Here is a 20,241-nt window from a genome sequence, read left to right as displayed (position 1 = left end):
CGGATGGCTTTTTTGCGTTTGGTGATTTTTATCATTCTTGATTATTTTTTGCGTGTATAAGCTGCTAATATCGTTCTTTCCGATAATTCCAGATAGTCTTGCATTTTTTTAGCTGCGAGTTCATTTTGCCCCGAATTCAGTAGCTCCAGAATATGGGTGTTTTTATCGATATAGGGCGCATATAAAAGCTCCGGGTCATTCAAAATACCAAAGGCTAGACGAAGTTCCGCAGAAATATTGCGATAAAAAGCGATCACCCTTTCACTATCGGTTAATTCTACGATTGCGGCATGAAAGCGCATATTTGCTGTTCCGGCACTAATCCAATCTTGTTTATCGCGGCATTGCTGGGCGATTTCAACGGCTTGTTTCATTTTGGTAACGCCGGGATGCATTGGATAAGCCTGAGCCAGAGCCTGACACTCAATCAGTTGCCGAACTCGATAGATATCGATAATTGACGCGATATCGGGAGTTGCAACAAACACACCACGATTAGGTTCATGTTGCAACAGCCCTTCTTGGGTGAGAAGACGGAATGCCTCACGTAACGTATTTCGTGAAATTTCAAGTTGTTCACTTAGTGCGGCCTCTGATAGCCGTTGTCCCGGTAATAACTCCCCAACAACTAGCTTATTTCTTATAGTTTCGGCAATTCTTTTGCTTAAGATCTGAGGAGAGTGGTCTTTTTTCATAGTTATCCGTTAGATTTAGTGGCTGATCACAAACACCTTCAAAGCGTACGTAAAAACGAATCTTCACATATTCCCTGATAACCAGCAAGTTGCAGCCTTTGAACCAATATAGGGCAACATTATTGTGTATATTGCACCTAGATTGTGCATCTTGACGATAAATTCAACGCTAAATGTTGATAAAGTGATCTTCATTAGATTTTCGCAATTGATAACATCATTCTATTTGCTTATTTCCTCGCAGAATTTATTAATTGTTCAACAACTAATTTGCTTTGATTAAACAACTCAATGCTTTAGTTCCACAATGGTATGAATATTGCTTAGAAAATAGTAAATACAATAACGATGACAGGGGAAAATAGCCTATGGCCCTGCAGGAAACAGTAAAACAAGAAACGGTGAGTTTTGTGGCAAATCGGCGCTCTTCTCTGATTGCAGCTGTTTTTCTAATGGCGACATCAGCGATTGGACCAGGATTCATCACTCAAACGGCAACATTTACCGCAACGATGGGAGCTGCTTTTGCTTTTGGCATTTTGGCTTCTATCCTGATTGACTTTGTAGTACAGCAAAATATTTGGCGGATTGTCACATTGACCAGGATGCAATCTGCGGATATTGCCAATGCTGCTATTCCAGGAAGTGGTTATTTATTGGCGGTATTGGTAGTTTTTGGTGGATTGGTGTTTAACGTCGGCAATATTGCAGGAGCGGGATTGGGGCTTAATGCCTTGATGGGACTGGATCCAAAGTGGGGAGGATTATTCAGCGCGCTGATGGCAATTTACATTTTTACTTCCCGTAAAGCAGGCGTCGCCATTGATCGTATAATGGTGATATTGGGACTGATCATGATAGGCATGACACTGTTTGTTGCGATAGTCTCCAACCCACCATTGGGAGAAGCCTTGCGGCAAACGGTACTGCCTGATGAAATCAATTTTGCGACGATTACGACCATTGTTGGCGGAACTGTGGGTGGTTACATTTGTTATGCTGGCGCTCATCGTTTGCTGGATAAAGGTGCTGTAGGCATCGAAAACCTCCAAGTTGTTTCCAGTGCAGCAACCAAAGGGATATTGGTGGTTGGTCTGATGCGCTATCTGCTATTTCTTGCCATATTGGGTGTGGTTGCCAGTGGCGTTACACTTGATGTTGCCAGCAAAACGGCAAATCCTGCCTCACAAGCTTTTCAGATAGCGTCTGGTGAACTCGGATTACGCATTTTTGGTTTGATTGTTTGGGCGGCGGCGATTACCAGCATTATTGGTGCTGCCTATACTTCCATTTCTTTTTGCAGTGTATTTCGAAAGCAATTTACTGAGCGCCAGCGCAATATTGCAACTTTGTTTTTTATCGCCATATCGCTGGCCGTTTATCTATTAATGGGGACGCCTCCAGCTGCTTTGTTGGTTTTCGCAGGTGGTTTCAATGGGCTTATTCTTCCCCTTGGTTTGACTATCTTTATTTATGTTGGCTGGAAACGTGCTGATTTGATGGCGGGGTATGTCTATCCACGTTGGTTGCTGTGGTCAGGTGCGATTACGTGCGCGCTGACATGGTACATGGGGGCGATGTCTATCGGTTCAATTTTTGAGTTTTTGACATTAGCTTAACGGAGTCATCATGATAAAAACAATCGATTTAAATAGTGATCTCGGTGAAAGTTTCGGCCAATGGCGCATGGGGAACGATGAAGCAATATTGGAAATTGTCAGTAGTGCTAACGTTGCCTGTGGTTTTCATGCGGGAGATCCAGCCGGGATTTTGCAGACATTGAAATCTGCGCAAGAAAACAACGTGGCGATAGGTGCTCATGTTTCTTATCCCGATTTGGTTGGTTTTGGTCGACGTAAAATGGATATCGCCAGTCATGAACTTACCGCAGATGTTATTTACCAGATTGGTGCTCTGCAAGGATTGGCCGCAGCGGCAGGGACAACGGTGAGTTATGTCAAACCCCATGGCGCATTGTATAACACAATCGCGAATGATGAATATCAGGCAATTGCCGTTATTGAAAGCATTCTGTCGATTGATCCCAGCCTTGTTTTGGTCGGTTTGGCGGGATCAAATATCCTCAAGCTGGCTCAGGAAAGAGGGCTGAAAACCATTGCAGAAGCCTTTGCTGATCGTGCCTATACCTCGCAGGGGGAATTAGTCTCCCGTCGTGAAGTCGGTTCTGTACTGCATGACGCAGATCTTGTTGCTCAACGCATGTTGCAATTGGTGACAGAAGGAGGCGTTGAATCGATTGATGGCAAATTTACACCTATTCAGGCGGATTCTATTTGTGTGCATGGCGACAGCCCTGGTGCGGTAGAAATGGCAAAACAGGTTAAAACCGTTTTGCAACAGGCAGGAATTACCATTCGATCATTTATTCATCCATAAACATGGGTTGCACCGACACGGTTGATGATTTAGGGAGATAGTCTTGCGTTTTTTACCTGTTAATTTTAATACCATCATGGTCGAACTCAGTGGATTGGCAGAAACACTGGCATTGCTAGATTCACTGAATGTAGCACCTATTTTGGGAATTGAAGAAATTATTCCGGCAGCGAGAACTTTGATGATTCGTTTTCGGCCGACAAAAATATCAGCCCAACAATTGGCAGCAAAAATTTGTTGCCGAGATTTGCAAGAACGCGGCCATGCAACGGAAAAACAGATAGAAATCCCAGTGCATTATAACGGTGATGATCTAGCGGTAGTTGCGGAAATATTAGGGTTCACTGTTCAGGAAGTCATCCGCCAACATACAGAAAATGAATATACCGTAGCCTTTACTGGATTTGCTCCCGGTTTTGCTTATATGGTATCGGATACCTTGCAGTGGAATATTCCTCGACGGAAAACACCAAGAACGCGTATTCCGGCAGGTGCCGTTGCGCTAGCGGGTGAATTCAGCAGCATTTACCCACAGGCAAGTCCTGGAGGGTGGCAGATTATCGGTATTACAACTGAACGCATGTGGGACCTTTCCCGTTCATCCCCTGCCTTATTGCAACCGGGTTATCGCGTTAATTTTCGGGATGCCGGACATCTTCCTGCAACCGTAAGTTTGCCAGAACCTTCTATCAAGCATACAGTGCCATTACCAGAGACCTCTTGCCATTTAGAAATCTTGTCCGTGGGATTACAAACGCTGTTCCAAGATTTGGGACGTGTTGGTCAATCAGGATTAGGGATCTCAGAATCTGGTGCGATGGATAAGAGTGCCTTACGCAGTGCAAACCGCATTGTTGGCAATTCTTCCGATCAAACCTGCTTGGAGATAATTCAGGGGGGATTTAAGGCAATCGCACATGGGCAGATGCTAGTCGCGATTACGGGAGCGTCATGTCCAATAGAGGTAAAAACTCCACTGGGTGAAACACTCTATGTAAATACTCACCAACCGATTGATCTCAACGACGGCGATGAAATTTCATTAGGTATTCCTAATGCTGGAATGCGTTCTTATTTGGCTGTGCGAGGGAATTTGACTGTTCCTGCCGTCTTATCCAGTCATTCATTTGATACACTGTCCAATATCGGGCCTGCGCCGTTGAAAGTGCGTGATAAATTGTCTGTTAGCGAAACTTCCCACTGTGCGGCGGTATCTTTCGCTGAAACGCCGGCTTTTGAGATGCCAAATAAAGATGAGGTTGTGGTATTAGATATTATCCTTGGCCCTCGCACAGATTGGTTTACTCAAGAAGCGCTCAACTTATTGAGTAAGCAGATTTGGCAAGTAACACCTCAATCTAACCGAATTGGTCTGCGATTAAATGGTGAGTGCTCACTATCACGTGTTAAGCAGCAAGAACTACCCAGCGAAGGAACTTGTGCAGGAGCGATCCAAATTCCTGCCAGTGGGCAGCCTGTCCTATTTTTGGCTGACCATCCACTGACAGGAGGATATCCTGTTATTGCCTCAGTGGCAGATTACCACCTTGATCTTGCTGGTCAGATCCCCGTCAACGCCAAAATTCAGTTTAACCCCATCAGCCAATTCCATGAAATCCAAGGGAGTAAAGATTTGCTATGAACACCACCGTGAACAATTCAAATAACAAACCTAAGAAAGTGCTGATTGCCAACCGTGGTGAGATTGCCGTCCGTATTATTCGTGCCTGCCGTGATTATGGAATACAGACGATCGCCGTTTATGCGGATGTAGATATCAATGCACAGCACGTGCAATTGGCAGATGAGGCTTATGGTCTGGGAGGCAATAGCCCCGCAGAAACCTACCTTAATATTCCTCGTTTACTGGCGGTGGCGAAGCAATCGGGGGCAACGATGGTGCATCCGGGATATGGCTTTCTGTCTGAACGAGCGGAGTTTGCCCGAGCTGTGATAGATGCGGGGTTGATTTGGATTGGCCCTAACCCTGAAACGATTGATGAGCTGGGTGATAAGGTCAAGGCACGTAAAATTGCCCAGAAAGTGGGCGCACCATTGGTGGTTGGAACCGCAGAGCCAGTCAAAGGGGCACCGGAAGTTGTCACTTTTGCGGAAAAGCACGGTTTACCCATTGCCATTAAAGCCGCATTTGGTGGTGGTGGCCGTGGTTTGAAGGTAGCTTGGCGATTGGATGAAGTGGCAGAACTTTATCATTCGGCAGTGCGTGAGGCGACAGCCGCATTTGGGCGGGGCGAGTGTTTTATTGAGCAATTCTTGAATAAGCCTCGTCATATAGAAGCGCAAGTGATTGCGGATAAACAGGGTAATGTTGTGGTGTTGGGAACCCGTGATTGCTCCTTACAACGCCGGAATCAGAAACTGGTGGAAGAAGCACCGGCCCCATTCTTAACGCAGGAACAAAGAGAACGCATTCATCAGTCAGCAAAAGCCATCTGCGCAGAAGCCAATTATGTAGGAGCTGGCACAGTAGAGTTCTTGTTAAGTGCAGATGGAGCGCTTTCTTTCTTGGAAGTAAATACTCGCTTACAAGTAGAGCATCCGGTGACGGAGGAGACAACGGGCATTGATCTGGTTATCGAGCAGTTGCGAATAGCTGAAGGTTATCCGTTGAGTATTAAGGAAACGCCAGTACCAAGAGGACATGCGTTTGAATTTCGCATTAATGCGGAAGATGCGGGTAAAGGCTTTTTGCCGACATCTGGAACAATCAGTGAATTTACCCCGCCTTCTGGTCCTGGTATTCGTCTGGATTCGGGAGTGACGAGTGGTTCGACCATTCCGGCTACTTTTGATTCACTGATGGCGAAATTAATCGTTACGGGAGCGACTCGTGAACAAGCCATTTCCCGCGCTCGTCGGGCATTACAGGAATTCAAAATCAGCGGTGTGGCATCGGTATTGCCTTTCCATCAAGCCGTGGTGGAACATCCTGATTTTGTTTCCAGTGATGAATTTCATGTCCATACCCGCTGGATTGAAACCGATTTTGCCAATGAACTGGAAAGCTCACCCCGCCAGTCTGTAACAGAAGATAAAGGCATCACCCGCACATTTATTGAGATTGATGGTCGCAGGCACGAGTTGGGATTACCGTCGAATTTATTGGCGGGATTGGCACAGTTAGCCCCTGCGAGTAAGCAGCCATTTTCTCAGTCTGTCGTAAAGGAAAAAACATCGACAGACCCCCGTCAAGTGACAGCGCCCATTTCCGGTATTTTGCATTCATGGCTAGTCACAGAGAGTGGGCAAGTGAATGAAGGTGATGTGATTGCTGTGATGGAAGCGATGAAAATGGAAGTACAGATCAGCGCTCATCGTTCGGGGAAAATCACATTCTGCGCACAAGCGGGAGATTATCACGATGCAGAAAGTATTCTGGCTACTATCGAATAATAGAATACATAATGAATGAGAGGAAGAATTAAAGACGGAGTTTGAACAACAGGCTCATGTACTATTGCAACTCATTATGATGGCGAAACAAGATATTATTCATGAAAGAACGATGACTTCGGATGAAGCTTTGAAGAAGTTACAAGTAGTAAGAAAAAACGATTGCCGCGATTGAGGATGATCCTGAGCATTATCGCTATCAAATTCTTTGCCTTATCCAATAATAAGCCCACAGTATGTGGGCTTAGACCGTTAATAAACTCCATTTAACACGCTTTTATTGCATGTTCCTCCAAAGTTATTTGCATTTACTATTTAAATGTAAATAATAATGCGTCTTATAATACTTAGCATAAAGAAAAATGATAAAATTCACTAAAATCTACACGAGCCTAGCTAAAAATGGTTTGTATGCTCCTTTGATGTCAGCATCTATGTTGACAGTTGCTATTTCCACCAGTGCACTAGCAAGTACAGAAAACACAACCAAAAAATCGAATTCTACTGGCGATACACTTGTTGTTATTGCGAGTAACAATGTACAAGAAGATGGAAAAGTCAGCAGTAATGAAATAAAAGTCAGACAACCACAAAGTGTCGGCGATATTTTAAAGAATGTACCAGGCGTACAAGCAGGCCATCCTAGTGCTTTAGGGCAGCGCTTCAAAATTCGTGGTATGGATGACCAATTCATCAACGTTTCTATTGATGGTGCAAGACAAGAGGGATTCCACTTCCACCACTCAGGTAACTACGGAATTGATCCTGAGCTGTTAAAACAAGTTGATATCAATGTGGGTAGTAACAGCATTACATACGATACCGGTGCTCTTGTCGGCTCGTTAAAATTTGAGACCGTCGATACCTCTGATTTATTAGAACCGGGGCAATTATTTGGTACAAAAGGAAAATTAAGTTACGCAAGTAATAGCTCTGAATTCCAGCAATCATTGACTTCTTATGGGAGACTCGGTGCTGTTGATTTATTGGGTTATTTCACCCATCGCAATATGAACGATGCTAAATCCGGCAGCGATAGCAAGGGACGAGATTCAATTCCTACCGATGGCAAGCTATTTAACTATCTATTAAAAGCTAAGTTTAACCTGACCGATGAGCAATATATCACGGTATCAAAAGAGCATTATAAAAATGATGCAGGACTAATAATAGGTTGAATTTTGGTCATGATGTCAATAACGGGAAAAAAGCGAAACAGGCGATAGACCGTGATACCCATAATATCATTTACGGGTATGCACCAGTCAATAATGACTTGATTGATTTAAAAATATCCGCCTATCATACTGAGCAAATGTCTACTCATATGAAGCCTGTCAGTGGGAATGGGAAAGGATTTGATAGTATTGCTGAAACCCAAGGTATTAAGGTTCGTAATACCTCTAGTTTTGATACCCAGAAGCTATACCATGCTTTGACTTATGGATATGAATATTTTGATGCCAGAATGAGATACACTGATGTATCAAAAAATATATATAATAAAGATGTTGAAAGAGGAAAATCATCTTCTGTTTATTTAGAGGATGATATTCGATTGGCTGATTTGCATATTATCCCAGGTATCAGATGGGATCATTATCAATATCAAACGGTTAATAAACAGAATGAACCGTTTGATAGAAATTATGCCCGTTTTTCAAAAGCATTCGGCTTGAAATACGAGCTTGAGGCATCAACAACATTATTTGCCAATTATACCGAATTATTCAGAGGCCCATTGGGCAAAGAAATTGGGGTAGGGTTAAGAAACCATAATGATAACTTAAAAGCTACCACAGGCTACAACTTGGAAGCGGGTTTGAAGGGCAATTATCCTGATGTTTTTGCTGAAAATGATGGATTGTCCGTATCAGGTAAAGTATTCCAAACGAATTACAAAAACCTGGCTACAACGCTGGAGGAAACGGAGTTACATAACATCCCGAAAGCAAGATTGGAAGGGTTTGAATTATCCGCTGTCTATAAGCTAGATAATTGGACTTTGAGAACTGGCTACGCCAAAGTCAATAATAAGACTGTTAAAGGCAATGAGTTGTTTGACAGAGGATCGGAATTTACACCATCAGTCGGTGATTCGATCACTGTGGGTGGTAGCTACTTATTTGACAAAACTGACATTGAACTGGGTTGGAGTTCTAGATTCGTATTGTCAAAAAATTCAAAGAGTAAAGTGAAAAACAGTAAAACAAAAGAATACGAAACTGCCGGCATACATAAAACAGGTTATGGCGTAAGTGATATATATATATCTTGGGCGCCAAAATCAGGTGTATTTAAAAATGCTGAACTCCAGTTGGGTATCGATAATATTTTTGATAAACGTTATAACGAACATTCTTACTACCTGAAATCTTATCAAGGGCAAGAAGAGAAAGGCCGAAATTATAAGGCCACTATTTCTTATAAATTTTAATCGAATTGCTTTTTAGTCACGAATAATAAAGCCCACCTTACGTGGGCTTTATTGTCATTTATATCCTATCAGGGGCAATTACAGGGTAAACACCCCAATCAAGGTGACAACACTCAAAATGGCCGCTGTACCATAGAATACCCATTTACTGGCAGGGATATGAATTTGCAGATCGTGCATTCCGTGGTGAATACGGTGCATTCCGCACCATAGCGGCAGGCAGATCATGAGTAGCAAAAAGATACGGCCAATAAAGCTCTGGCAGAATGTCAGGATACGCTCATAAGAAAGCGCTTCAGGTGCCAAACCGAGTGGCAGCAGAATACCCAGCAACAGAATAATCGCCGGGCCAACAATGGCACTCCACATCCCGCCGGCACCAAACAGCCCCCAGAAAATCGGTTCATCGGAACGCTTAGGTACTTGATTCATCAGATCCTCCTTGGGGTTAAAAAAGCAGCGCCACGCCAAGAATCACGGCGGTAGCAATAATCGTGACTGCCCACAGCAGTTTGACAATCGGCTCCGGTGCCATTTTCTCATTTTTGACAATAATATTGAGCGCTTTCGGTGCCAGTTCGAACCACGTTTTTGTATGCAACAAGGCTGCCAGCAGAGTGATGATATTAATCAGCAGCACGACTGGATTTTGCAGGAAAGAGACAAACCCCGCCCAACTTTCAGGGCCATCTTTCAGGGCAAATAAACCGTAAAGTACCAGCAGGCTGAACCAAACGGTAGGAACGGATGTGCTTTCGCGCAGCATATAAAAGCGATAGAAGCTCAGTTTACGCCACCAATGAGACTCCATGCTGCTCACATAAGGTTTACGTTTTGTCGTCATTACTCTCTCCTCCCTTATTGTGGTTTCAGCATAGAGATAAGGAAATCTTTGGCACTTTCAGCTTTGCTTTGCTGAATGGCACCAGCCGGATCGACATGTTTCGGGCAAACTTCAGAGCAGTAACCTACGAAAGTACAAGACCAGACCCCATTGTCACTGTTGATTTGCGGCATGCGTTCTTTCTTGCCGTTATCGCGGTTATCAAGGTTATAGCGATGTGCCAGTGTAACCGCAGCAGGCCCAATAAACTCAGGATTCAGGCCAAATTGAGGACAGGCGGCGTAACACAGGCCGCAGTTGATACAACCTGAAAACTGATGATATTTTGCCATCTGGGCGGGTGTCTGCACGTTCGGGCCATCAGCAGGTTTGCGATCATTGCCGATAATATAGGGCTTGATGGCTTCCAAACTCTCAATAAAGTGTGTCATGTCCACAACCAAGTCCCGCTCAATTGGGAAATTGCCCAGTGCTTCGACTTTCATCCCTTGTGCATAATCACGCAGGAAAATTTTACAGGCCAATTTTGGTACACGGTTCACCATCATGCCGCAGGAACCACAGATTGCCATGCGGCAAGACCAGCGGTAGGAGAGGTCAGGCGCTAGATTATCCTTAATGTAGCCCAACGCATCCAACAGTGAAGTTTGCTCATCATAAGGCACTTCATAAGTGACGAAATGAGGTTCACTGTCAATTTCCGGGTTATAGCGCATGACCTCTATTTTCAGGTTTTTCATCTCAGTCATTCGCCTGCTCCTTCTGTTTTTTCTCTTGAGCTGCTGCTTCGCCACCATATACTCTCTTCGCTGGTTGAGATTTGGTGATCTTCACATCACTGTATTCCAGATGGGGAGCGCCCTTAGGGTTATAGAAAGCCAGCGTATGCTTCAAGAAATTTTCATCGTCACGTTTGGTACAGTCTTCATCAAGACGCTGGTGGGCACCACGTGATTCTTTGCGGTTCATTGCGGAATGTGCCATACACTCAGCCACATCCAAACAAAATCCCAATTCGATGGTATAGAGCAGATCAGTATTGAATACACTGGAACGGTCGCTAATTTCGATATGTTTGAAGCGCTCTTTCAGTTCAGCAATCTTATCGATGGTTTTCTGCATCAACTCTGGTGTACGGTAAATACCACAGCCTTCCTCCATGGAAGTTCCCAGCTCATCACGGATCTTCGCCCAGTTTTCACCGCCTTTCTGGTTCAGTAATTTGTTGAGTTTATCTCCGATATTGCGGGTTTGGGCATCCAGTGCACTGCTATTGGCGGGTTTCACTTCCTGAATCTGTTTGACCGCTTCTTCACCAGCCAGACGACCAAAGACAACCAATTCTGCCAGAGAGTTAGAACCAAGGCGGTTTGCACCATGCAGGCCAACAGAAGAACATTCCCCGATAGCGAATAGCCCCTTGATGCGGGTTTCACACTGCTGATTGGTTTCAATCCCGCCCATGGTGTAATGCGCGGTAGGGCGAACGGGAATAGGCTCTTTGACAGGGTCAACGCCGACATAGGCTTTTGCCAATTCACTGATAAACGGCAGACGTTCAAGCAGTTTTTTCTCGCCCAAATGGCGTAGATCCAGATAAACCACATCACCGCGTGGCGTGGCGATGGTACGCCCTGCTTGCCATTCATGCCAGAATGCTTGAGAAACCTTGTCACGCGGGCCTAGTTCCATATATTTATTTTCAGGATGTCCGAGTGGCGTTTCTGGCCCCAATCCATAATCCTGTAGATAACGATAGCCATCTTTATTCACCAGAATCCCACCTTCACCACGACAACCTTCGGTCATCAAAATACCGGAGCCGGGCAGGCCTGTTGGATGATATTGCACAAACTCCATATCACGCAATGGCACGCCGTGGCGGAACGCCATTCCCATACCATCACCGGTGACAATGCCGCCATTGGTATTGTAACGATATACGCGTCCGGCACCGCCTGTCGCCATAATAACCGCACTGGCACGGATCTGAACTTTCGTTCCTTCCATCATATTCAGGGCAACCAAACCGCGGGTTTGCCCCTCATCTACCAGAATATCGAGCACAAAATGTTCATCAAAACGCTGGATCTGGGGATACTTGAGGGAAGTTTGGAACAGCGTATGGAGCATATGAAAGCCGGTTTTATCGGCGGCAAACCATGTGCGCTCAATTTTCATGCCTCCGAAACGACGTACGTTCACAGAACCATCTTCCTTACGGCTCCATGGGCAGCCCCATTGTTCCAGCTGAATCATTTCTGTCGGGCAATGTTCGACGAAATACTCAACCACATCTTGCTCACACAACCAGTCACCACCAGATATCGTATCATTGAAGTGAAAGTCATAGGAATCGTGTGACTGAGTGACTGCGGCTGATCCACCTTCTGCGGCTACGGTATGGCTACGCATGGGATACACTTTTGAGATCAAGGCGATCTTGAGCTGGGGATTGGTTTCAGCAGCAGCGATGGCTGCTCGTAGCCCTGCGCCACCGGCTCCGATAATCGCTAGATCGACATTGAAGGTTTGCACTGCGCTTCTCCATTGTTCAAGTGGGGGTCATCAAAAATCAGTTAAAGGAACCCTTATGCATTATCACTCACCAATTTCTTTATCTTTACCATATCAAAATGATATTTTTTCTTATTTGGCTGAGTGTCATAGGTCATTTTCTACGCTTTAACGATTTAGATTCACTAACTGCTACTTTTTGTATGGTTTAATTATAGCGAATAGTGCAGGGTCTAAATTTGATATGAATGCGGGTTTTGTGGGATTTTGCCTGTAAAACGTGATCTAAGGCATGTTTTTACGTATTTGTGGTTTGTATTCCAGAATGAAGAGTGATTCATAAAATTTATTGATAAAGTAAGATATAAACACATTGGTGTGATTAATAACAATATTACTATTGAAAGAAATAACCAGTTAAAATGCAAGTGGAATAGAAAATACTTATTAAATAAGTAAGTTAATAAGAGTGTGTATTCTTATTATATGTTCAGGCCGAATTTCATACATGAGATTTTTGAATGGATATATGGGGTGAAATATAAGTGTTGTTTAATGAATTGAATAGGCGTGATTAACCAGTAATTTGAATATTTTTTGACATACCAAAAATCATAAACTAACTTATATATATCACCTTAAATTAGAATTTCATTTCTTAGGGATTTAATTATGGAGCCTGTAATAAATATTTAATTTTATTCTTCCAAATGAAAGGTTAAAACCACCATCTTTAGACGGTGACCTTGAACGTAAATATTTTTGACGTATGCGCGTTTAGACAGGACGGTTTGACGACTTTCAGTCGTCAGTCCTGGCTGCGCTAACCCACCGACTTTAGTCGGTGGTAGTTCAGTTTTATTTAATGGATGATTGTATTTTTAATGGTATTGTGATTTCTCATTTAATTAAACTTTCGCTGAATTTTGTTTGTTTTTTTATATATAAATTCTTATTTTAGGAAATAATTATATGAATATTAAAGATAAATCAGATTTAGTTGATACACCTAGCATAGATGTGGGAAATATAGTGTATTACACCGTAAAAATTCGTAGGTTGCAGATTTACAATCAGGGAGGTGAAAATTCGGTTAGTAATATTAGAGTCACAGTTTATAGTAAATTATATGATTATCTTATTTTTGAATTAGCATATCCCAATGAGGAGATGAGGGGAATTGCAACATACGCAGGGTTACTGGAAGCTTTAGTCAAAGAATATACAGTAAAAATAAAAGCCACTGAATATCATGGTAGTCAAGAAGTTGGTTTCATTACAGGTGTTGCAATTATTAGTTGAATCCAGCCTCACTTCTAACTAAAAAATAATTTGAAGGTATAATCATATGAACAGCAATGATAAACCAGAAAAATCAGTAACAGATAAGATGGCAAAAGATGATGATACAATTGTTCAAAAAGCAATAATTACTGGGTTGGAGACGGATATTTCAGGTAATAATATTGAAGTAAAATTTAAGGACCCATATGGAGGTCATTATGAAAATTTTTATCTTGCATATCCTAATCAGCAGGTAAGTGGAGGTGGAATATACCTCACATTACTGTCATCTTTAGCCAACTCATTTACTGTATCATTAAAACTCACCGAATATGTTTATCCTGAAGGAAATCGTTATATTTCAGGTGTTAATATTGAATCTCCGGGGATACCACCTGACCCATATCCTCCTTGGGGTTAAGATTAGATTCATTTTTCCCCTACCTACGATACCCGCTATCTTTGATTCGAAATAGTATCTTCTGGCATCTGGACACGGACGTCCATATTATTCAATGAAACCACAATGAAGGTTTCACATTTCTTTTATAGAAATTAAATTAATCTGATTCAGCAATTTGTTGATATTATCTTCGACATCACGTGCTTGGGCATCCAGTGCACTATCATTGGCAGGTCTCACTTCCTGAATCTGTTTGACCGCTTCTTCACCGGCCTCATGTTTTTACTCATTTGGATACTGCGTATTAATATGGGAATCAATTTATTAGCTTGATTGATACAAAAGTAAAATATGGAATTAATTAATTTGAATCATCATGGTCTTACTCTTATAAGGATATTTATATTATTAACATGTGAAATAAATAAAAATTATTATTAAATCAATATGTTAATTAATATAATGATTTTACTATATGTTGTGATTGATTTTTATATATAAAAATCAGAAATAGGTATAAGAGGTAAAGTATAATAATTACTTCATTATTAATGAAATAGACTTGGGGTTAAGCTTAAGTCCGCAGGTGTTTTTTTGACATAATAGAATTTTATGACTAACTTTTATATATATCCAATAGATTGCAAGTTGCTTCACGGTGGCAAGTGAATGAATCCCTAAGAGCATAGTTAACTATGTGATTGGGGGCGTGAGAGCAGCCAACAAAGAGGAAGGGAAGCTTAATCTCTTATTTATTGAGGTGGATTATTATAATACGGATTTAATTCGAGCATTGATAGCCCACAACTAACTGAAATAATTTTCTGTATTTATTAATTGACTGGAAATAGTATTTATTACGTTATTACAGTGCCTTATCTAAATGTTAATGGCTATATGTGAACTCTGTATTCTATTTGTGTTTTTATGTGAATGATTAATTGAAGGAGTATTATTATGATTAGTAATAAAGACGAAAGTTTAGATGAAGTTGAGTATTATGGAAAAGTAAAAATACTGCAATTGGAAACTTATCCAAAGTTTGAAGGAACCTCAACCAATAATGTTGAAGTGACATTTAAAGATCAGGCTGAAAATGTGTATAGTAACTTTTATTTAGTACACCCTGACGGTCAAATAGAGGGAGGGGGAGTATACACAACGTTATTGTTAGCCTTAATTAACAATAAAGTAGTTACACTGAAAACCAATGGATTTGTTGGTGTTCACAATGAAAGATACATTACAGGTGTTATCATCGTATCTGAGTAATAATGAATGTTTTTCAAATGACAACTAAAAAGAGTTGTAGATGGACGTTGCAGAAGAGTTTTCTGGGGTATGGATATGGATGTCCATATTCCTCAATATAAATAAATAAGCAATGAACATAGCCAACAAAACCTCAAATTGAAAAATTAAGTGTATAAAGAATAAGTATATGAATAAATTGCAGGCAATGATTTGTCTGGTAGGCTTGATGCGGGTAAACTGCGCGTTTTGTTTTATTTTGGAGTCATAGGAACATGAACGAAGTCGCGAATTGGCAGCCAAGTGCCCCTATCGTCAATTTATTGAAAAGGGCGGAGATTTTAGCAGAAATACGGCGCTTTTTCGCAGATCGTGGGGTGTTGGAGGTTGAAACACCTGCGATGAGTCAGGCGACTGTCACCGACGTCCATCTGGTTCCTTTCCAGACACAATTTGTTGGGCCGGGAGCGGCAAATGGCTTGACTCTGTATCTGATGACTAGCCCCGAATACCATATGAAGCGTTTGCTGGTGGCTGGAAGTGGTTCCATTTATCAGATGGGGAAAAGTTTCCGTAATGAGGAAGCCGGTCGTCATCATAACCCAGAGTTTACTATGCTGGAGTGGTATCGTCCGCATTACGACATGTATCGTCTGATGAATGAAGTGGATGATCTGTTGCAACAGATTCTGGATTGTGAAAGTGCCGAATCACTTTCTTACCAGCAGGCATTCATTCGATATCTGGATATTGATCCCCTTACCGCAAGTAAAGAAAAGTTACGTGAAGTGGCGGCAAAACTCGATCTCAGCAATATCGCTGATCAGGAAGAAGATCGAGATACCTTGCTGCAATTGCTTTTTGTCATGGGCGTAGAAACCCAGATCGGCATTGAAAAACCAACGTTTATCTATCACTTTCCTGCATCTCAAGCGTCATTGGCGGAAATCAGCAAGGAAGATCATCGTGTTGCAGAGCGTTTTGAAGTCTATTTTAAGGGCATGGAGCTGGCGAATGGTTTTCGTGAACTGACTGACAGTAATGAACAGCGTCTGCGTTTCGAGCAAGACAACCGTAAACGTGAAGCGATGGGATTACCGATCCAACCAATTGATGAATACCTGCTTGCAGCTCTTGCTCATGGGATGCCGGATTGTGCTGGCGTGGCATTGGGAGTGGATCGTCTGATTATGCTGGCGCTGGGTGCCGAACGGATCAGTGAGGTTATTGCCTTTCCGGTGGGAATTTCGTGATCACGATTGGGGCAGTCTTGGACTGCCCCTTTATTATTGACGTAGATTATTTATGCTCGTGGTGTTTTTCCAGAAATTTCACTGCCAAATCAGGGAAATCGGTGAATGCACCATCGACATTAGCTTTGTCGAAAACGATATCAAACAATTGATTGCCGCTGGTGGCATATTTTGGCAGTTGATCGATACGGATCGTGTACGGATGTACCGCCAGATGGCTGGCGTGAGCCTCTTTCACCATGCCGGTTAATTTAATGTTGTTCGGAGTAGAATCACTGGCGATCAGCATGTGATAATCGGGGCCAATGCCATCAGCATATTTTGCCACTTCTTTCATCGCACCCGGTTTAAACATCCAGTCGTAACTATAATTCACCCATGAGCCATCTTTTTTCTGCTCATAAGTTTCTTTCCAATCGGTATAAGCGATGAGCTGAATCAGTTTCAGATCCATACCCATTTTAGGCTCAAGCTCATTTTTAATACGTTTCAGTTCATTGGTATCAAAGCACTGTAGATAAACTTTATCGCTCTTTTTGGTGTAGCCATATTGTTTCAGAACTTCCAGTACCTTGGTGGTGATATCCTTGCCTTCTTGGCGATGGAACCATGGTGCCTTGATTTCAGGATAGATACCGATGTTCTTTCCGGTGGACTTATTCAGGCCTTGAATAAACTCCAGTTCTTCCTGGAAAGTGTGAATATGGAAATCTGATTTCCCCATTGGGAAACGTCCTGTATAACTTTGTACTTTTTTGCCATCCTTGATATCGAAGCCTTCGGTAAATTTCAGTGACTTGATTTCTGGTAAAGTAAAGTCGATCGCATAATAGCGACCATCGGCACGGGCACGGTTTGGAAAACGCTCTGCGACATCCGTTACGCGGTCGAGATAATGGTCATGCAGTACAATGAGCTGATCATCTTTAGTCATTACCAGATCTTGCTCAAGATAATCAGCACCTTGTGCATAGGCCAGTGCTTTGGCGGGCAGGGTATGTTCAGGTAGATAACCGCTGGCCCCACGATGGGCGATAACAATCTTATCTGCTGCATGTGCAATACCTGACATTGATGATGCTAACAGAATACCTGCCATGATTGCCTTAATAGGGGTCTGCATTGGGGTTCTCCATTCATGGTAATAAAGCGCTATGTAGAAAATTGTGATAAGAAATAAATTAACACAATACGTTTTGCTAAATTTATCGATGGACTGTCACAGTTTTATGACAGTGGTGCTGATTCTTTAAACTTTTTTCTTATATTTTTTATTTAACAAAGTATTGCTACGTATAGAGATCTAATATTGATTTTATTATCATGTTTATCCTTCTCTCTTTTAATGAAAGAATTTATAAATTTGCTTTAATTTAATTTGACTATTATGAAAGAGTTGGGTTCCTTACCATCTAATAATAAAAAGAATATAGAAAATAAGCTATAGCGTTTATCAAGAGTAAAAAGGACATTTAGCGTGTGGTATTTTTCAAAATAACCGCAATACCGAAAATGATACTGCGGTTACTTCTGATTGCTATTGCCTCTTGTAAACGGCAATTTATCTATTAGCTATTGTTGCGTGCTATTTCTTGCTTGTGTTTGTTTTCATTAATCATCACTATTATCAATAGGATCACGGACAGGGCACTACCACCGATCAAGAGATGAAAGGCACCGTCCCAACCGAAGTGGTCAACAGCATAACCAATGGCGATATTGGCGATAACAGAACCACCCAGATAACCAAACAAACCAGTAAAACCTGCCGCAGTACCCGCCGCTTTTTTCGGTGCCAGCTCAAGGGCGTGCAAGCCGATAAGCATCACAGGGCCGTAAATCAGGAAGCCGATAACGATCATACAGATCATATCAATACCGGGATTGCCTGCTGGGTTCAGCCAGTACACGGTAGTTGCGATGGTAACGAGTACCATAAAGAACACGCCTGTGGCGCCACGATTGCCTTTGAAGACTTTGTCAGACATCCAGCCACACAGCAGAGTACCCGGAATGCCTGCGTATTCGTAGAAGAAGTAGGCCCAGGAAGATTTATCCATGGCAAAGTGCTTCGCTGCTTGCAGGTAGGATGGAGACCAGTCGAGGATACCGTAGCGCAGCATATAAACGAACACGTTGGCAAATGCGATCATCCATAGCAATTTGTTCGGCAGAACATACTGCAAGAAGATCTGTTTTGCAGTCAGTTCCTTCTCATCTTTTTCAACATAGTCAGTAGGGTAGTCGTTTTTGTACTCTTCAATTGGTGGCAAGCCACAAGATTGAGGTGTGTCGCGCATTAAGAAGTAAACAATGATTGCCATCAGGATGGCGGCAAAGGCGGGCATATAGAATAAACCCTTCCAGTCATTGAACCACCATATCGCCAACATGCCCAACAGAGGCGGTAAGCCACCACCAACGTTATGGGCACAGTTCCAGATAGATACAATTCCACCACGCTCTTTATGTGACCACCAGTGAACCATGGTACGCCCACAAGGTGGCCAGCCCATGCCTTGAAACCAGCCACAGATAAACAGCAGGGAAAACATAATGGCAATGCTGGAAGTCGCCCAAGGGACAAAGCCCATAAACAGCATCACTGATGCAGAGAGGAGCAGCCCCGCAGGTAAGAAGACTCGTGGATTGGAACGGTCTGATACGGAACCCATGATGAATTTTGAGATACCGTATGCAATCGAAATAGCTGATAAAGCGAAGCCAAGTTCAAGGTTGGTAAAGCCTTGTTTGTTTAACTCTGGAAATGCCAGTGCAAAGTTTTTCCTCACAAAATAGTAAGCGGCGTAGCCAAAGAAAATCCCCATAAAAATTTGCCAGCGCAAGCGACGATAGAGTGGATCTGCTTCTTGCGCAGGCAACCGGGCTTTATGGGGAGCCGGTTTAAAAATACTTAACATGTTTGTCTCCACGTGACTTCTGTATGAGCGAATCACCACCATTGAGCAGTGATAGTGTTAAACGAAAAATTTAGACTAATTATTTTCTATATCGAAGGGAATATTAGTTAAAACAACCTCATATACCTGTGAGGTATCGCTAACATATAGATATAATTTCGCAAAGGTGATGATTTTGAGTGATTTAGAGGGTTTTTTAAATACAATTTATTCATATTATCGTGATGCTTGTCACAATAAATGGCTTTTCTTGTTATTTTTGTACATTTAAAGTTCGTTTATGTTCTTTATCACACAAAGACTCATTATTATTAGGGAGATTACTCCGAAGCAGTAATCATAAAGTCATATAAATATAACCCACATAAATATAACTATTATAAACGTAATTTAATAAATAAACGGTGGCATTTTCTTGTCTATGTTTTTAACAAATTGTACTGTTTATATGATAGTGTTATTCAAATGATGCTTTTATTTTTTTCATGTATTTTACTTTTTATTTACATGTTTGGCGTTTTTTATAACGCGGTTACAAATAAAGTGTTTGATATTAAAATTCAAAATAACGGATATTACTACAAATAGTTATTCATACTCATGATCGCAGTTAACATGCAGCATAGGATAACTGTTTTATGAAGTAAATTATAAGTATATCAATATGTTGTACAAGATTGATGGCAGGTTGTATAGGCGTAATACACTCTGTTTTTCAATGCATGACTAGCTTTATATAAGTTGATTGTTTAATTAATCAAAGATTACAAAATAATACTAATTAATATATTTATTAAATTCGCACGAAATTTTTTGCAATTTATT

17 protein-coding genes are annotated in these 20,241 nt (G+C 41.9%); 10 read left to right on the top strand and 7 right to left on the bottom strand.

From position 1 onward, the window contains the following. Window positions 1-41: 41 nt before the first annotated feature. Window positions 42-695: a GntR family transcriptional regulator gene (locus tag H8A87_RS00325; RefSeq protein ID WP_198688047.1), complete on the bottom strand. Its 654-nt coding sequence runs from the start codon at window positions 693-695 to the stop codon at window positions 42-44. A 368-nt stretch (window positions 696-1,063) separates the two neighbouring features. Between H8A87_RS00325 and H8A87_RS00320 the strand changes: the two genes are divergently transcribed. The 6 genes from H8A87_RS00320 (at window position 1,064) to H8A87_RS19640 (ending at window position 8,943) form a co-directional block, all read left to right on the top strand. Continuing rightward, window positions 1,064-2,314 (top strand): NRAMP family divalent metal transporter, encoded by a 1,251-nt coding sequence (locus H8A87_RS00320; protein WP_198688046.1) that lies wholly within the window; start codon window positions 1,064-1,066, stop codon window positions 2,312-2,314. 10 nt (window positions 2,315-2,324) lie between these two features. Further along, window positions 2,325-3,092, top strand: coding sequence for a LamB/YcsF family protein (locus tag H8A87_RS00315; protein WP_198688045.1), 768 nt, complete (start codon window positions 2,325-2,327; stop codon window positions 3,090-3,092). A 43-nt stretch (window positions 3,093-3,135) separates the two neighbouring features. Continuing rightward, the gene (locus H8A87_RS00310) at window positions 3,136-4,734 is read left to right on the top strand and encodes a 5-oxoprolinase subunit B/C family protein (protein WP_198688044.1); all 1,599 of its coding nucleotides are present in this window, start codon (window positions 3,136-3,138) and stop codon (window positions 4,732-4,734) included. Further along, the gene (locus H8A87_RS00305) at window positions 4,731-6,506 is read left to right on the top strand and encodes an acetyl/propionyl/methylcrotonyl-CoA carboxylase subunit alpha (protein ID WP_198688043.1); all 1,776 of its coding nucleotides are present in this window, start codon (window positions 4,731-4,733) and stop codon (window positions 6,504-6,506) included. The genes H8A87_RS00310 and H8A87_RS00305 overlap by 4 nt, the downstream gene beginning before the upstream one ends. 362 nt (window positions 6,507-6,868) lie before the next feature. Further along, entirely contained in the window at window positions 6,869-7,684 is an 816-nt protein-coding gene (locus tag H8A87_RS19645; protein ID WP_232369979.1) for a TonB-dependent receptor plug domain-containing protein, read from the top strand. Continuing rightward, complete coding sequence (locus H8A87_RS19640; protein WP_232369978.1) at window positions 7,681-8,943, top strand: TonB-dependent receptor domain-containing protein; 1,263 nt, start codon at window positions 7,681-7,683, stop codon at window positions 8,941-8,943. The genes H8A87_RS19645 and H8A87_RS19640 overlap by 4 nt, the downstream gene beginning before the upstream one ends. Window positions 8,944-9,021: 78 nt before the next feature. Here H8A87_RS19640 and frdD read toward each other — a convergent pair whose 3' ends face one another. The 4 genes from frdD to frdA are packed head-to-tail and all read right to left on the bottom strand — an operon-like array spanning window position 9,022 to window position 12,325. After that, entirely contained in the window at window positions 9,022-9,375 is a 354-nt protein-coding gene (frdD, locus tag H8A87_RS00295; protein WP_198688042.1) for a fumarate reductase subunit FrdD, read from the bottom strand. A gap of 16 nt (window positions 9,376-9,391) precedes the next feature. Beyond that, entirely contained in the window at window positions 9,392-9,787 is a 396-nt protein-coding gene (frdC, locus tag H8A87_RS00290) for a fumarate reductase subunit FrdC (RefSeq protein WP_198688041.1), read from the bottom strand. A 14-nt stretch (window positions 9,788-9,801) separates the two neighbouring features. After that, window positions 9,802-10,536 (bottom strand): succinate dehydrogenase/fumarate reductase iron-sulfur subunit, encoded by a 735-nt coding sequence (locus tag H8A87_RS00285; protein ID WP_198688040.1) that lies wholly within the window; start codon window positions 10,534-10,536, stop codon window positions 9,802-9,804. Next, the gene (gene frdA / locus H8A87_RS00280) at window positions 10,529-12,325 is read right to left on the bottom strand and encodes a fumarate reductase (quinol) flavoprotein subunit (protein WP_198688039.1); all 1,797 of its coding nucleotides are present in this window, start codon (window positions 12,323-12,325) and stop codon (window positions 10,529-10,531) included. The genes H8A87_RS00285 and frdA overlap by 8 nt, the downstream gene beginning before the upstream one ends. A gap of 951 nt (window positions 12,326-13,276) precedes the next feature. Between frdA and H8A87_RS00275 the strand changes: the two genes are divergently transcribed. From H8A87_RS00275 to epmA, 4 genes are all read left to right on the top strand, one after another. Continuing rightward, entirely contained in the window at window positions 13,277-13,606 is a 330-nt protein-coding gene (locus tag H8A87_RS00275; protein WP_198688038.1) for a hypothetical protein, read from the top strand. A gap of 46 nt (window positions 13,607-13,652) precedes the next feature. Then, window positions 13,653-14,009 (top strand): hypothetical protein, encoded by a 357-nt coding sequence (locus H8A87_RS00270; RefSeq protein ID WP_198688037.1) that lies wholly within the window; start codon window positions 13,653-13,655, stop codon window positions 14,007-14,009. A 939-nt stretch (window positions 14,010-14,948) separates the two neighbouring features. Then, window positions 14,949-15,263 (top strand): hypothetical protein, encoded by a 315-nt coding sequence (locus tag H8A87_RS00265; RefSeq protein WP_198688036.1) that lies wholly within the window; start codon window positions 14,949-14,951, stop codon window positions 15,261-15,263. A 254-nt stretch (window positions 15,264-15,517) separates the two neighbouring features. Then, on the top strand, window positions 15,518-16,495 hold the full coding sequence (gene epmA / locus H8A87_RS00260; protein WP_198688035.1) for an elongation factor P--(R)-beta-lysine ligase: 978 nt from the start codon (window positions 15,518-15,520) through the stop codon (window positions 16,493-16,495). 46 nt (window positions 16,496-16,541) lie between these two features. Here the strand turns inward: epmA and glpQ are convergent, their stop codons facing one another. Both glpQ and glpT read right to left on the bottom strand, forming a co-directional pair. Next, on the bottom strand, window positions 16,542-17,618 hold the full coding sequence (gene glpQ / locus H8A87_RS00255) for a glycerophosphodiester phosphodiesterase (RefSeq protein WP_198688034.1): 1,077 nt from the start codon (window positions 17,616-17,618) through the stop codon (window positions 16,542-16,544). Between the two features lie 445 nt (window positions 17,619-18,063). Next, window positions 18,064-19,416 carry a glycerol-3-phosphate transporter gene (gene glpT, locus H8A87_RS00250; RefSeq protein ID WP_198688033.1) on the bottom strand — a complete coding sequence of 451 codons (1,353 nt, stop codon included), beginning with the start codon at window positions 19,414-19,416 and terminating at the stop codon, window positions 18,064-18,066. Window positions 19,417-20,241: the final 825 nt, after the last annotated feature.

The organism is Xenorhabdus lircayensis (genome assembly GCF_016306625.1).
Classification (GTDB): Bacteria; Pseudomonadota; Gammaproteobacteria; order Enterobacterales; family Enterobacteriaceae; genus Xenorhabdus; species Xenorhabdus lircayensis.
Note: the sequence above shows the minus strand (reverse complement) of the source record. Positions and strands in the feature narration are given on the sequence as shown.

What these genes read in the sequence shown, in the direction of transcription:
- glpQ (WP_198688034.1), bottom strand. Translation starts at nt 17,618, where the DNA reads ATGCAGACCCCTATTAAGGCAATCATGGCAGGTATTCTGTTAGCATCA.
- H8A87_RS00265 (WP_198688036.1), top strand. Translation starts at nt 14,949, where the DNA reads ATGATTAGTAATAAAGACGAAAGTTTAGATGAAGTTGAGTATTATGGA.
- H8A87_RS00320 (WP_198688046.1), top strand. Translation starts at nt 1,064, where the DNA reads ATGGCCCTGCAGGAAACAGTAAAACAAGAAACGGTGAGTTTTGTGGCA.
- H8A87_RS00285 (WP_198688040.1), bottom strand. Translation starts at nt 10,536, where the DNA reads ATGACTGAGATGAAAAACCTGAAAATAGAGGTCATGCGCTATAACCCG.
- H8A87_RS00305 (WP_198688043.1), top strand. Translation starts at nt 4,731, where the DNA reads ATGAACACCACCGTGAACAATTCAAATAACAAACCTAAGAAAGTGCTG.
- frdC (WP_198688041.1), bottom strand. Translation starts at nt 9,787, where the DNA reads ATGACGACAAAACGTAAACCTTATGTGAGCAGCATGGAGTCTCATTGG.
- H8A87_RS00270 (WP_198688037.1), top strand. Translation starts at nt 13,653, where the DNA reads ATGAACAGCAATGATAAACCAGAAAAATCAGTAACAGATAAGATGGCA.
- H8A87_RS00315 (WP_198688045.1), top strand. Translation starts at nt 2,325, where the DNA reads ATGATAAAAACAATCGATTTAAATAGTGATCTCGGTGAAAGTTTCGGC.
- frdD (WP_198688042.1), bottom strand. Translation starts at nt 9,375, where the DNA reads ATGAATCAAGTACCTAAGCGTTCCGATGAACCGATTTTCTGGGGGCTG.
- H8A87_RS00275 (WP_198688038.1), top strand. Translation starts at nt 13,277, where the DNA reads ATGAATATTAAAGATAAATCAGATTTAGTTGATACACCTAGCATAGAT.
- H8A87_RS19645 (WP_232369979.1), top strand. Translation starts at nt 6,869, where the DNA reads ATGATAAAATTCACTAAAATCTACACGAGCCTAGCTAAAAATGGTTTG.
- epmA (WP_198688035.1), top strand. Translation starts at nt 15,518, where the DNA reads ATGAACGAAGTCGCGAATTGGCAGCCAAGTGCCCCTATCGTCAATTTA.
- H8A87_RS00325 (WP_198688047.1), bottom strand. Translation starts at nt 695, where the DNA reads ATGAAAAAAGACCACTCTCCTCAGATCTTAAGCAAAAGAATTGCCGAA.
- glpT (WP_198688033.1), bottom strand. Translation starts at nt 19,416, where the DNA reads ATGTTAAGTATTTTTAAACCGGCTCCCCATAAAGCCCGGTTGCCTGCG.